The organism is Arthrobacter sp. NyZ413 (assembly GCF_049390645.1).
GTDB lineage: Bacteria > Actinomycetota > Actinomycetes > Actinomycetales > Micrococcaceae > Arthrobacter.
Genome location: NZ_CP155434.1, coordinates 2046594 through 2060105, shown reverse-complemented (window position 1 = coordinate 2060105; position 13512 = coordinate 2046594). Strand labels below are relative to the sequence as shown.

The 13512-nt window shown below is 63.5% G+C and carries 8 protein-coding genes; 3 read left to right on the top strand and 5 right to left on the bottom strand.

The window, feature by feature from the left end; all coding sequences use genetic code 11:
* Nucleotides 1-6: 6 nt before the first annotated feature.
* The 3 genes from nrfD to fdh all read right to left on the bottom strand — a co-directional run bounded on the left by nrfD (nucleotide 7) and on the right by fdh (nucleotide 5542).
* The gene (nrfD, locus tag ABCW42_RS09645) at nucleotides 7-1095 is read right to left on the bottom strand and encodes an NrfD/PsrC family molybdoenzyme membrane anchor subunit (protein WP_423184626.1); all 1089 of its coding nucleotides are present in this window, start codon (nucleotides 1093-1095) and stop codon (nucleotides 7-9) included.
* A complete protein-coding gene (locus ABCW42_RS09640) occupies nucleotides 1092-2099 on the bottom strand; it encodes a 4Fe-4S dicluster domain-containing protein (protein WP_423184625.1) in 1008 nt (335 codons plus the stop codon). Before ABCW42_RS09640 ends, nrfD begins: the two co-directional genes overlap by 4 nt.
* A 107-nt stretch (nucleotides 2100-2206) precedes the next feature.
* Nucleotides 2207-5542, bottom strand: coding sequence for a formate dehydrogenase (gene fdh, locus ABCW42_RS09635; RefSeq protein WP_423184624.1), 3336 nt, complete (start codon nucleotides 5540-5542; stop codon nucleotides 2207-2209).
* Nucleotides 5543-6244: 702 nt separating this feature from the next.
* Between fdh and ABCW42_RS09630 the strand changes: the two genes are divergently transcribed.
* From ABCW42_RS09630 to tal, 3 genes are all read left to right on the top strand, one after another.
* The gene (locus ABCW42_RS09630) at nucleotides 6245-8215 is read left to right on the top strand and encodes a primary-amine oxidase (protein WP_423182713.1); all 1971 of its coding nucleotides are present in this window, start codon (nucleotides 6245-6247) and stop codon (nucleotides 8213-8215) included.
* Nucleotides 8212-9888 (top strand): APC family permease, encoded by a 1677-nt coding sequence (locus ABCW42_RS09625; RefSeq protein ID WP_423184623.1) that lies wholly within the window; start codon nucleotides 8212-8214, stop codon nucleotides 9886-9888. The genes ABCW42_RS09630 and ABCW42_RS09625 overlap by 4 nt, the downstream gene beginning before the upstream one ends.
* 161 nt (nucleotides 9889-10049) lie before the next feature.
* Nucleotides 10050-11171, top strand: a complete 1122-nt coding sequence (gene tal / locus ABCW42_RS09620; protein ID WP_423184622.1) for a transaldolase — start codon at nucleotides 10050-10052, stop codon at nucleotides 11169-11171.
* A 92-nt stretch (nucleotides 11172-11263) separates the two neighbouring features.
* Here the strand turns inward: tal and ligD are convergent, their stop codons facing one another.
* Entirely contained in the window at nucleotides 11264-12322 is a 1059-nt protein-coding gene (gene ligD / locus ABCW42_RS09615) for a non-homologous end-joining DNA ligase (RefSeq protein WP_423184621.1), read from the bottom strand.
* Nucleotides 12323-12508: 186 nt separating this feature from the next.
* Nucleotides 12509-13219: a hypothetical protein gene (locus ABCW42_RS09610; protein WP_423184620.1), complete on the bottom strand. Its 711-nt coding sequence runs from the start codon at nucleotides 13217-13219 to the stop codon at nucleotides 12509-12511.
* Between the last annotated feature and the right edge of the window lie 293 nt (nucleotides 13220-13512).

Below are 13512 nucleotides of genomic sequence, written 5' to 3'. Positions count from 1 at the left end.
CGCCGGTCACTTGGCGGTAGTGATCGCGTCGTCAACAATGCCAGCCGCGCGCCGTGCGGCGAGGCGCTTCTTTTGGGGCTCGATCGTGTACCGCGGATCCTTCGCCGACTCTAGCCCGGCCTCGAAAACGCCGAACCGCGTCAAAGCCGACGCGCCCAGCAACGCCAGTCCCGACGCAGCGGCAATTATGCGGTTCCGTCCTCCAAGCAGGGCCCCCAAGCCACCCGCGGCGGCCAAACGCTCGCTCCATTTGAGCATGGCGCCTGCCTTGCCCTCGTGCAGGGGCTCGGCCGCCACGGGATCCATCCGACGTTCCATGACCCGCATTGCCACCACGTCGCCCACTACGCCCAACGCGGCAAGCTTCCGGGCCGGACCCGCCTCGGCCACCGGCGTCGTGATCATCGCGAGTCCCGCAGATGCGAGGGCGGCCGAACTGACAAAGACGAAGGGCAATTCCTCATGCGCGGCGTTCCAGGTCGGCGTGGCCGTGTCACCGAGCAGGACCGCCGTGTATGCGGCGAGCGGTCCGGCGAACAGCGCGGCCTCGATGCCCGCCGGCCCCTCGACTGCTTGCAGGACTGTCCGCAACGGGCCCAGCGGCAGGCGCATCCCGCTGATCCGGTCGATTTCCGCCGCGGCTGAGACTGCCGTGCCGGCGCTGAACGCGCTGAGAATCCATGAGCCTACGCTCATCGGCGAGGTCACCTTGAAGGTGCGGAGCATGTTCAGGAATCGTTCCGGCCTGCCCAGGTCCTTCACCAAAGCAACTGCGCCGAGGCTCACTGCCGCTAATGCGCTCAGGCGGGCATTCCGGCAAAGCGTCGGCCGTCCGGTCAGTTGGCCGCCGAGGCCGAGCAGGGCGGATCCGCCTGCGACGCCGCCCAGGAACAGGTAGATTGCGACGTCGTCGCCCCACGGAGCCGGTTTGACCACCGGTCGTCCGTAATAGGAGGTGAATTCCGGCTCCGGAACCATGGGCATTTCCCGGGAACCGTCACCATTCCCGCGACGGCCCGGGCCACGCTTTTCACCGGGCCGGTGACGGCGTGCGGGCTCCGGCGGCCGGAAGCTGTCAAATTCAGAATGGGTCACGCCCGTCCTCCCAGGAAGGCCACCGCAGCTGCCGCGAGCATGCCCGCCACAGCGACGCCGGCGCGCCGGTACATTCGCGGCAGGTCGGCCGTGGGCACTCGAGGGTCCGGCGGGAGTCCGTAAACCTCCGGTTCGTCGAGGAGGAGGAAGACCGATCCGGTTCCGCCCACGCCGTCGAGCTCGTTCGCGCCATAAAGCCGCGCTTCCGTGAGTCCCTTCGCGTGAAGCTCGGCCACCCGTTCCCGGGCCGCCTGCACCATGTCCACGTGGTCGCCGAACTTGATGGACGTCGTCGGGCACGCCTTGGCGCAGGCGGGTGTCTCGTCGGTGAGCAGCCGGTCGTAACACAGCGTGCACTTTTGGGCGACGCCGACGTTGGGGACCGCCGGATGTCCTGCGTGCTGTTCCTCCCGCTGGGCGGCGACGGCGGCTGTCCCGTCGCTGCGGCGCTCGATGACTCCGAATGGGCATCCGGCCACGCACGTTCCGCAGCCGTTGCACACATCGTCCTGCACCACTACCGTGCCGAATTCCGTTCGGAAGAGCGCGCCAGTGGGGCAAACGTCCAGGCATCCCGCGTGCGTGCAATGCTTGCAAACGTCAGAGGACATCAACCAGCGGAAGTCGGGCGTATCCGGCGGCGTCGTATCGACCTCCGACAAGTCCAGCGGAGCCTCAGCCGGAACGGGAGGGCCGATGCGGGGCATGCCAAGGTTGACGAGGGCGCGCCCCGATTCCCGCGCCTCCGAAATCCGTTCCTGGCCCTGCTCGACGAAGGCGACATGCCGCCACGTGCTCGCGCCCAACGCGCCAGTGTTGTCATAGGAGGATCCGAGCAACTCCAGGTTTCCGTCGAGCGGATTGTGGTTCCATTCCTTGCACGCCACCTCACATGCCTTGCACCCGATGCAGATGGAGGTGTCCGTGAAGAACCCCTGGCGCGGATGGTTGTGCTCCCAATGGGCATCGACAGTGGGATCGGTCGGTCCGGACAACTGGCCCATCTAGTCCTCCAAGCTCGAGTCGGCGCCCGGAACCCTGCCCAAAGGCAGGGCCGGTCCGGGTGCGGCGAAATGTGCTTCAGTTACGGCGGCAACCGTCTCGGCCATCGTCACGGTCCGCCCTCGGCGCTGCCGTCCTGGCCCGTGTCTTCCGTGCCGATGCCTTCCGCGGCCGGATCGGTCACAGCGCTGTTTCCGGTCGCGATCGTCGCTCCGGAACGTGCCTGGTACTCAGCCACCAAAGCGAGCAAATCCGCGCCGCGGGGCCGCCTGCCCGGGCGGATATCACAGGACGCCACCTTCGACTCCTGGATCTGGACGTTCGGATCCAGCGTCACGCCGAGCAGATCGTTGGCCGCGTCCCCGCTGACCACGGCGTTCGACCCGACGCCCCAGTGATAGGGCAACCCGATCTGATGGACAGTGTGGCCGCCGACAACCAGAGGTGTCATCCGTTCGGTAACAAGCACCCTCGCCTCGATGGCGGAGCGGGGCGAAATGATCGTTGCCCATCCGTTGGGCTCAAGGCCGCGTTCAGCGGCAAGCTCGGGTGACACCTCGCAGAACATTTCCGGTTGCAGCTCCGAAAGGTATGGCAACCAGCGGCTCATCCCGCCGGCCGTATGGTGCTCCGTGAGCCGATATGTGGTGAAGACGAATGGATATACGTCCACGCCACTTGCACCGGCGCTTGGCGCACTCAGGTTGTCCGCACGGGGGAACACGAGCCGGGCAGGACTCTGCTGTTGCCTGTACAGCGCATTGGCCACTGGCGACTCTTGAGCCTCATAGTGGGTCGGGAGCGGACCGTCGACGAGGCCGGTGGGCGCGAACAACCAACCTTTACCGTCGGCCTGCATAATGAAGGGGTCGTCTCCGCCGAGTGCGGCCGGACCGCCAAGGTCGGGATCTGGGTGGCTGCCCGGGGCCCGGTCAACCGGGAAGTCGGGCACGTCGTCTCCGACCCACCGTCCCTGCTCCTGGTCCCACCAGATGTACTTCTTCCGTTCGCTCCACGGCCTACCCTCCGGGTCCGCTGACGCCCGGTTGTAGAGAATCCGGCGGTTGGCGGGCCAGGCCCAGCCCCATTCCGGAGCCGCAGGTCCCTGCTCACGGCCGGGCTTTCGACTGGCGGCATGGTTGATGCCGTCAGCGTACACACCGGTGTAGATCCAGCAGCCTGCCGACGTCGAGCCGTCTGGACGCAGCTGGGTGTACGCGGAGAGCGGCTTGCCGGCGTCAGGGCCGTCAAGGTACCGGCCGTTGATCTCGGCAAGCACCGCCTCAGCGTCCGGATCGCCGTGCTCGTCCGTGGGATAGTCCCAGGTCAGGTCAAGCAGCGGACGATCGCGTTCATCGTCCGAGCCGGCGAGCTTTGCCCGGATCCGCTTGCCAAGCTCATAGAAGAACTGCAATTCGCTCTGGCACTCCCCCGGCGGCGCGACCGCCTGGTGGCGCCACTGCAGCAGCCGCTGGGTCTGCGTAAACGAGCCCGCTTTCTCTACGTGGGTTGCTGCCGGCATGAAGAACACCTCAGTCTCGATGTCCTCGGTCCGAAGTTCCCCGGATTCAATCTCCGGGCCCTCCTTCCACCACGTCGCCGATTCGATGAGGTTGAGGTCGCGTACCACCAGCCACTTCAAATGGGACATGCCCATCCTTTGCATGCGGCCGTGGGCCGAGCCGACCGCCGGATTTTGTCCAAGCAGGAAGTATCCCTCCACCTTGTCCTCAAGCATGCCCATCACGGTCTCATAGGTGCCGTGCGCCCCCGTCAGCCTCGGAAGGTAATCGTAAGCCCAGTCGTTCTCCGCGCGGGCGGCATCACCCCACCACGCCTTCAACAGGCTGATGGTGTAGGCATCGGCGTTGGCCCAAAAGCCCTTCTGCTTCTTCGATGCGATTGCATCCAGGTATTGACTGAGGGTGTCGTGCCTACCGGCGCTTGGTACCGGAAGGTAGCCGGGAAGCAGGTTGAAGAGGGTCGGAATGTCCGTGGAACCTTGGATGCTGGCGTGGCCGCGCAGGGCCATGATTCCACTTCCCGGCCGCCCCACGTTTCCGAGGAGGAGTTGCAGGATGGCTGCAGCCCGGATGAACTGCGTTCCGAGCGAGTGCTGGGTCCAGCCGACGGCATAGGCGAAGCAGGTTGTCCGCTCGCGTCCTGAGTTTTCCGTAATCGTACGGGCCAGGTACTCGAAGTCCGCCGCGTCGATGCCGCACATATCCCGCACCATCTCCGGCGTGTAACGCGAGTAGTGCCGCTTGACGATCTGGAACACGGTCCGGGGATCCTGCAAGGTATCGTCCCGGTGCACCTGGGCATGTTCCAAGGACGGGCCGCCGCTGCCGAATTGGTCACCAGCCGCACGGGCCGAAGCACCGGAGCCATGTTCCGCGCCGGGGCCGGGCTCATCGATAATGTCGCCAGTCTCTTCGGCATAGGACCATGACGCGGTGTCGTACGCTCCGGTCTTCGGGTCGAAGCCGGAGAACAGTCCGCCAAGGTCCTCCGTGTCCCGGAAATCTTCGTGAACCAGGGTGGCAGCGTTGGTGTATGCGGTGACGTACTCCTTGAACCAGAGGTCGTGGCTGATGACGTAGTTGATGAGCGCGCCCAAGAGGACAACGTCAGAGCCTGCGCGGATCGGAATGTGCTTGTCCGCCACCGCGGAAGTACGCGTGAAACGGGGATCGACGTGGATCACCTTCGCCCCGCGGGCCTTCGCCTCGGCGACCCACTGGAATCCCACGGGATGGCATTCGGCCATGTTGGAACCCTGAATGATGATGCAATCGGCGTTTGCCATGTCTTGCAGTGATTGCGTAGCACCACCGCGTCCAAACGAGGCTCCCAAACTGGGAACCGTGGCGGAGTGTCATATACGGGCTTGGTTCTCGGTCTGCACCGCCCCGGCAGCCGTGAACAACTTCTTGATCAGGTAGTTTTCCTCGTTGTCCAAGGTTGCCCCGCCCAGCGAGGCAATGCCCATCGTCCGGCGCAAAAGCCGGCCGTGCCCGTCCTCTTGCTGCCACGTCCTGCGGCGCGTCTCGATGAACCGGTCCGCAACCATGTCGATTGCGGTCTCCAGATCCAGGTACTCCCAGCGCGTGGAGCGTGGGGCACGGTAAAGCACGCGCGTCTGCCGTCCCGGAGAGTTGACCAACTGCTCGCTTGCCGAGCCCTTCGGACATAGCCGACCACGCGAAATGGGAGAATCCGGATCGCCTTCGATCTGGACCACTTTTTCGTCCTTGACATACACGCGCTGTCCGCAACCAACGGCACAATACGGGCACACGCTTTGTACAACCCGGTCAGCAGTGGATGTCCTCGAGGCGATCGCCTTTGTCCTTGATGACGTGACGGACGGCCCACGGCCCAGAAGATCGCCTGAGCTTACTTGCCGGACGACCGGCCATTGAAGAAAACTTCGCGGCGCCATTTCAGGAGCATATCCCAAAGCAAGGCACGAGTGACAGGACAATTTTCCTCTCAAGCGGCGTCCCTCCCGGGTTGTCCTTCACCAGGCGTCCGCCTGGCCAGAGCTCAGCAACTATGGGCGCGGGTTCCGGCACGCTCCTCGGAAGTACCCGTTCGGATGGGCGATTCGACCCCAAACAGTCTCAACGGATAGTCGCATGGCGATACTGGCTAATGTTTCCGGCATGTTACACGACGTGAGAAACATTCGACCCTAATTTCTCACAAAATGCTCTCGCGCTAATGTCATTAACCCCGGTACTCTCGTATGCACAGCAGACAGAAAGATTTACCGACTCGCAGCAGAGCAACAATTGCAGATACCGAATACTCGACACGCAGTCGCACTCAAAGGAGAGCTTGACTGACCCCAACGAGGTCGAGGACATGACGCCAAGGGCGCCCACCAGGCGTACAGCCGAACTCGGGAAATGCAGGGATGCCAGCTGCTGCGCCAAGCAAAGCGGCCGACGTGAGGTAACCACGAATTATCCGTAACGGCCCGGACCATCAGCGCGTGTTCCTCCAGGGTGCCAAGTCCGAATCTTGGCCCCCCATCAAAGTGATCCTCAATTAGCCATGGGTATTTCGGCGCCGAATAGATAAATGCGGTGAGCAATTATTCGCATCCGGATAATCCCGAAAGAGAAGCAAGGAGTTATTCATGACCATCGAAGAAACTGAAGCGGGTAGGGCTGTTGCGGGGGCTGGTGCCCGTCCGTTTGAGCAGTTGTCGCGTGATGAGTTGGCGCGGGTTGTTGGTGTGTTGAAGTCGGGGCCGGCGGCCGGGGAGAGTTTCCGGTTCAGTAGTGTGTCGTTGCATGAGCCGGGCAAGGCGGCGTTGCGGGCTGGTACTTACGCCCGTGAGGCCGAGGTGGTGTTGGTGGACCGTGCGACGAACCTGGCGTATGAGGCGGTGGTGGATGTGGCTTCGTCCACGATTACCCGGTGGGTGGAGTTGCCGGCCGGGACGCAGCCGCCGATCATGGCTGATGAGTTTGCCGAGTGCGAGGCCGCGGTGGTCGCGTCGCCGCTGGTGCGGGAGGCGCTGGCCAAGCGTGGCATCACGGACATGTCCCTGGTGTGTGCCGAGCCGTGGTCGATCGGGTACTGGGGTGAGGACCAGGGCGGCAAGCGGATCATGCGTGCGTTGATGTTCACCCGGTTGGAGCCGAACGATAACCCGTATGCGCATCCGATGGAGGACTTCACGGTCCTGGTTGATTTGAACAAGCAGGAGGTCATCGGTGTTGAGGATGACGGGTTCCTGCACGTGCCGATGGAGAAGAACAACTACCATCCGGATTTCGTGGGTCCGGCCCGGACGGATATCAAGCCGATCGAGATTTCCTTCCCGCAGGGCCGGAACTTCACGGTCGAGGGCAATCATGTGGAGTGGTTGAACTGGTCCTTTGATCTGGGCTTCACTCCGCGTGAGGGTCTGGTGCTGCACCAGGTCGGGTTCCGTGACAAGGGCGAGCTGCGTCCGATCCTGCACCGTGCGTCGCTGACGGAGATGGTGGTGCCGTATGGTCCGCCGAGCCGTTCGCAGCAGCAGAAGAACGCGTTCGATGCCGGGGAGTACAACTTCGGGTACATGACCAACTCGCTGGAGCTGGGGTGTGATTGCCTGGGTGATATCCAGTATTTCGACGCGAACCTGGTCGATTCGTTCGGCAAGCCGTACACGATCACGAACGCGATCTGCCTGCACGAGGAAGACGACGGGCTGGAGTGGAAGCACTGGGACTTCCGGACCAACGATGCCCAGACCCGGCGCGGTCGCAAGCTCGTGGTTTCGTTCGTGGTCACGGTGGCGAACTATGAGTACGCGTTCTACTGGACGCTGCACCTGGACGGCACGATCCAGTTCGAGATCAAGGCCACCGGCATCCTGTCCACCGGCGGCATCGCCCCGGGGGAGACCACGAAGTACGGGCAGTTGCTGAACACCGACGGGCTGTACGCGCCGATCCACGAGCACATCTTCAACGCCCGCCTGGACTGGGCGCTGGACGGGGACAAGAACTCGGTCTTCGAGGTCGAGACCGTCGCCGAGGACACCGATGACCCGATGGTCAGCCCGTTCTACGCCCGCCGGACCCTGCTGGAAACCGAGAAGGCCGCGGCCCGTGAAGCGGACCCGCTGGCCCACCGCTGGTGGATGGTGGCCAGTGAATCGCGCACGAACAAGGTCGGGGAAAACACCGCGTACCGGATCATGCCCACCGACCCGGTGCTGATGAAGAAGAAGCCGAACAACTGGGTCACCAAGCGGGCACCGTTCGCGACGAAGACGATCTGGGTGTCCAAGTACGAAGAGGGCGAGCGTTACCCGGCCGGGGAATACCCGAACCAGAGCGCGCTGCTGAGCAATGACGGGCTCCCGGCCTACATCGAGGCCGACGAATCGATCGTGAACGAGGACCTGGTGATGTGGCACTCCTTCGGCCTGAACCACGTGGTCCGGATCGAGGACTGGCCCGTGATGCCCAAGCAGATGACCGGGTTCTTCATCGAGCCCTACGGCTTCTTCGACGAAAACCCCACCCTGGATCTGCCCTCGGACAAAGCCGCCGAAGGCTCCCACTGCCTGAGCAGCCACGCCGACCACCAGCACGGGACCCAGGCATGAGCACCACCAGCCGCACCCCCGCCACCGGGACCAGCGCCGGGACCAGGGCGGCCAGGCCCGGGGCCAAGGCCGGGGCGCTGAAAGCGAACACCCTGGGCCTGTGGGACGTGGTGTTCATGGCCGTGGCGACCTCGGCCCCGATCACGGTCATGAGCGGCAACGTGCCGATCTCGGTCGGGTTCGGCGTGGGCACCGGGACCCCGGCAACCTACATCTGGGCCACCGTGATCCTGTCGGTCTTCGCGATCGCCTACGTCACGATGGCCCGCTACGTGACCTCCACGGCCGCGTTCTACGGGTTCATTTCCCGCGGCCTGGGACGCGTGTTCGGCCTCGGGACCGGGTACATGGTCACCTTCAGCTACATCGTCTTCGAAGCCAGCATCATCGGGATCTTCTCCTACTTCGGCCAACTGGCCTTCAAGGACCAGCTCGGCCTGGACATCAACTGGGTCGTGTTCGCCCTGGCCGGGCTGATCACGATCGGGGCCCTGAGCTACTTCGAGATCAGCATGGCCGCGAAAATCCTGACCCTGCTGCTGTTCACCGAGATCGCGATCCTGGCCATCATGGCCTTCGGCGTGCTCTTCCACGGCGGCGGCCCGGACGGGCTGATGCCCGAAACCCTGAACCCGGCCAACGTCTTCCTGCCCAACGGCCTGCAGGTCGCCGCACCCGGACTGGCGATGTTCATCGCGTTCTGGTCCTGGACCGGGTTCGAATCCACCGTGATGTACGGGGAGGAATCCAAAAACCCGCGCAAGATCATCCCGATCGCCACGATGATCGCCGTCACCGGCGTCGGCGTGTTCTACACCTTCGTCTCCTGGATGTCCGTCGCCGGCAACGGCGCCAAGACCGCGATCGCCCTGGCCCAAAGCGCGAACCCGCTGGACATGTTCTTCCACCCCACCAACGTGTTCGTCGGCCACGGCTGGGTCCTGGTCATGGAATGGCTCATGATGACCGGCTCCTTCGCCTGCGCCATGGCCTTCCACAACGCCGCAGCCCGCTACATGTACTCCCTCGGACGGGAAGGAGTCCTGCCCGGCATCCTCGGCAAAACCCACAAGAAACACGGATCCCCGCACATCGCCTCGTTCATCCAGACCGGCATCGCGATCCTGTGGATCCTGGGATTCTTCGCCCTCAACCAGGACCCCTACGCGGACCTGTTCACCATCCTGGCCGTCCTGGGAACCTTCTCCCTGCTCATCGTGCAAACCATCACCATGGCCGCCGTCTACAACTACTTCCGCCACCACCACCCGCACGAAAACCCCTGGCGCACCAAAGCCGCCCCGATACTCGGCGGAATCGGAATGGTCTGCGTCGTCATCATGATGATCACCAACCTCGACACCGCCGCCGGACCCGCAGCCTCCACCCTGCTCTTCAAACTCATCCCCTACATCACCGCCACACTCTTCCTCGCCGGCGTCGCCCAAGCCCTCTACCTACGCAAAACCAACCCCCTCAAATACGAAACCATCGGCCACGTCGCCATGGGCGAAGACGGACTCGGTCCTCGCCTGGACGAAGAAGACATCACCGACCTGAGCCCGGTCGAGCTCGGCGTTGCCAAGGCCCTTGGCCAGACACACGGCAAACTGACCTTGCACGACGAACTCGAGCTGGAACGCGAGCTCGAGCGTGAGCAGGAAGTGCCCTAAGCACCTTGCTCCGCGAACGGTGCTCCCGGTCACGGGCGGTACTACGTAGCGAAGCAAACCCTCAGCGGCCGGTGCCGCGGGACGAACCCCCCAGGGCATCCCGCGGCACCGGCCGCAAGCCGTCAACTGGCCACAATCTCCCAGAGGAAGTAGCAGAAGACATGACCAACGCAACTCCCACCGCACAGCTTTCCGCCGCCGGCGTCTCCATCTGGCTCGATGACCTTTCGCGTGAGCGCCTCTCCAGCGGCAGCCTCCAAAGGCTCATCGACGAAAAGAACGTCGTCGGCGTGACCACCAACCCGTCGATCTTCCAGGCCGCGATCACCTCCGGCAACGACTACAAGGCGAAGATCGCGGAACTCGCTGCACAAGGCGCCGGCCTTGAGGACACCATCACCGAACTCACCACCACCGACGTCGCCGACGCGTGCGATCTGTTCGCTCCGATCGCGGCAGCGAGCAACGGCGTTGACGGCCGCGTCTCCATCGAGGTTGACCCCCGCCTCGCCTGGGACACCGACGGCACCATTGCCGAGGCGAAGAACCTCTACAAGAAGGTGGACAAGGACAACGTCCTCATCAAGATCCCTGCCACCTTGGAGGGCCTTAAGGCGATCACCGCAGTGCTCGGCGAGGGCATCAGCGTCAACGTGACCCTGATCTTCTCCCTCGAGCGCTACCGCGCGGTGATCAGCGCTTTCCAATCCGGCCTCGAACTGGCGAAGGACAACGGCCACAACCTGTCCAAGATCCACTCCGTGGCTTCCTTCTTCGTCTCCCGCGTGGACACCGAGATCGACAAGCGCCTGGACGCAATCGGCACCCCCGCAGCCAAAGCCCTCAAAGGAAAGGCAGGCCTTGCCAATGCCCGCCTGGCTTTCCAGGCCTATGAAAAGCTGTTCTCCACCGAGCGCTGGGCCGTACTTGCCGAAGCCGGCGCCCGCCCGCAACGCCCGCTGTGGGCCTCCACCGGAGTCAAAGACCCCGCCTACCCGGACACCCTCTACGTCACCGAACTGGTTGCCGCCGGCGTCGTGAACACCATGCCGGAAAAGACCCTCGACGCCACTTTCGACCACGGCGTCGTCACCGGTGACACGCTTACTGGCACGTACACGAAAGCAAACACGGTCCTCACCGCGCTCGAAAACCTCGGCGTCTCCTACAACAACGTCGTTGCACTGCTTGAATCCGAAGGCCTCGACAAGTTCGTCGCCTCCTGGAATGAACTCCTCGCCGACGTCGAAGGCGCCCTCGCCGCCGCACGCAGGGCCGCCTGACCCGACCCGAATCCCCGCTGTTCAGCAGGCACGCACTGATGCCGCCGTCGTCGGCCGCGCAATCCATGGCGCGGCCGACGACGGTTCGTCATTTAATCCGTTCCTAAGTCCGTGCGCGCTTCGGACGTTTCGCCGTCCTTGCGCGCGCGGCTCGGCTGGACGCGAGGCGGCTCGCCCGGCATCTTCGGGTAGTCCGGTGGGAAAGGTAGCTCCCCAAGCCCGGAGCCGACGTCGCGCTCCCACCATTCCATCAGCGTGTCGATGTCGCCCGGCTCCGCGTTCATGTCCGCCCACGGATCGCCGACGGTCTTGAGGCGGTCTGGAACTGTGAGGATGGTGAAGTCCTTGGGATGGACCTTCTCCAGTTCGTCCCACGTGATCGGACATGATACCGGGGCGTGCGGCAGGGCACGCGGGCTGTATGCACCTGCTATCGTGCGGTCGCGATTGGCTTGGTTGAAGTCCAGGAACACTCGCTCGCCGCGTTCCTCCTTCCACCAATTGGTGGTCACCTTGTCCGGCATGCGCCGCTCCAGTTCGCGGGCGGCGGCAATAACGGCGTGCCGTACCACCAGGAACTCCCGGGTCGGCTTGATCGGGGCGTAGACGTGCAGTCCCCTGTTGCCGGAGGTCTTGATGAACGCAGTCAGCCCGGCCTCATCAAGCACCTTTCTCAACTCCAGGGCGGCGGGGATGGCGTCGTCGAAGTCCGTGCCCGGCTGGGGGTCAAGGTCGATACGCAACTGATCCGGATTGTCCGGGTTTTCCGCGCGCGAAGGCCACGGGTGGAAGACAACAGTGTTCATTTGCACGGCCCACACAGCCGCCGCCGGCTCGTCGAGGACAAGTTGTGGGTGGGAGCGTGCGCTTGGATAAACCACCTTCACGGACCGAATGTAGTCGGGTGTCCCCTTCGGGGGATTCTTGGAAAAGAACTGCTCGCCGTCGATATTGTCCGAAAACCGCTGCAGCGAGACCGGGCGGTCGCCATTCGCGGAAATAAACGCATCACCGACTTCGGCGATATAGTGTGCCAGATCCAGCTTCGTCAGGCCCAATTCCGGCCAGAGAACCCGGCTTGGGCTGGAGATCCGAACCTCACGGGGGCCGTTGGGTCCGTCAACGGTGAAGGTAGTTGCTTCGCTCGCCATGGGGACAACCTACCCCGCCAGGCCGGATCCGTCAGCCTATGGAACACTTCAGCGATGGGCAGATCCGAGCGGTCGCGCTGCTGCGCGAACCTTTAGGTCAGACGACGACGGCGGCCCTGCGGCTTTCCGGGCAAGGCTTGAGTTGCGCGGGGGTACCGCCGTCGCGTCGTAATCAGCACAACGCCATTAACCGAGGACGGCGTTGACCAGCTTGACCAGTTCTGCTGCCGAGTCTGCCGTGACGGCGGCGCCGGTCTTGATCGCGGTAGCCCCGAGATTTCCTTTCACTCCTGTCACGGTAAGCGTGATCTGTTTCTGCCCTGAAGGCAGGACCTGGGTCATCAGCGCGCCCATGGACTGATCGCCGTTCGTCTTTTCCGTCAATGGCTGGATCTGGGTAGTGATCTTTTGCCCTGCGGCCTCGATGGTGAACGTCGAGCACTGCGACAGTGCGTCAGTGGATTTCTTCGTCTGGCCCGACAACACAGCCGGATCCTTCACAGCCAGGGCGGTGATCACGGTGGCGCTCTTGTCCGCCGCCGAAAGGCTCTGCCCCGCCGCGTACGTTGCCCCGTCGGGGACTTGCGCATTGGTGTTCGCCACGGCGGCACAAGCCGGAGGCGTGATGACGGCGGACTGCAGCAACTGCTTCTCGGCCATCAAGCCTTGGTCAATCTGTGCAGCGGGCACCACAGTCAACGGTTTTCCTTGCTCGTCCTTCAACCCCGCAATGATCGAAGCAAGTTCCTCGTTCGTGTAGGTCTTCGGGCTGAGCGTCGGTGTGGGTGTTGGAGTTGACGGAGCGGCAGAGCTTCCGGCATTTGTCGAACCTCCACATCCAACGAGCGCCATTGACGCAGCGAACAGGAGTCCGATAAGTGCTGTTGTCTTCTTCATTTGTAACCCCATTTGTCATGGTGGCACGACCTGCCCGGGGATGACCGGCGTGGTCATGCCATAACCGCCCCGGCCAGCCATGGCGTACACCGAACCCGGACAGTAATGGATGTGATGGTTGCCACAGTACATAATCAGTAGGCTTCCTAAATAGAGTGTCCTCCACTTGGACGTCGGACTTGCTCCAGCGGGCTCCCCTGGTTCAAAGCAAACTAACAACCAATTCATCTTCCCTATGCAGGCTTCTGGCGTCACCATGAATCATCGGCGGCCGCAATTGAGACGGCTACCCA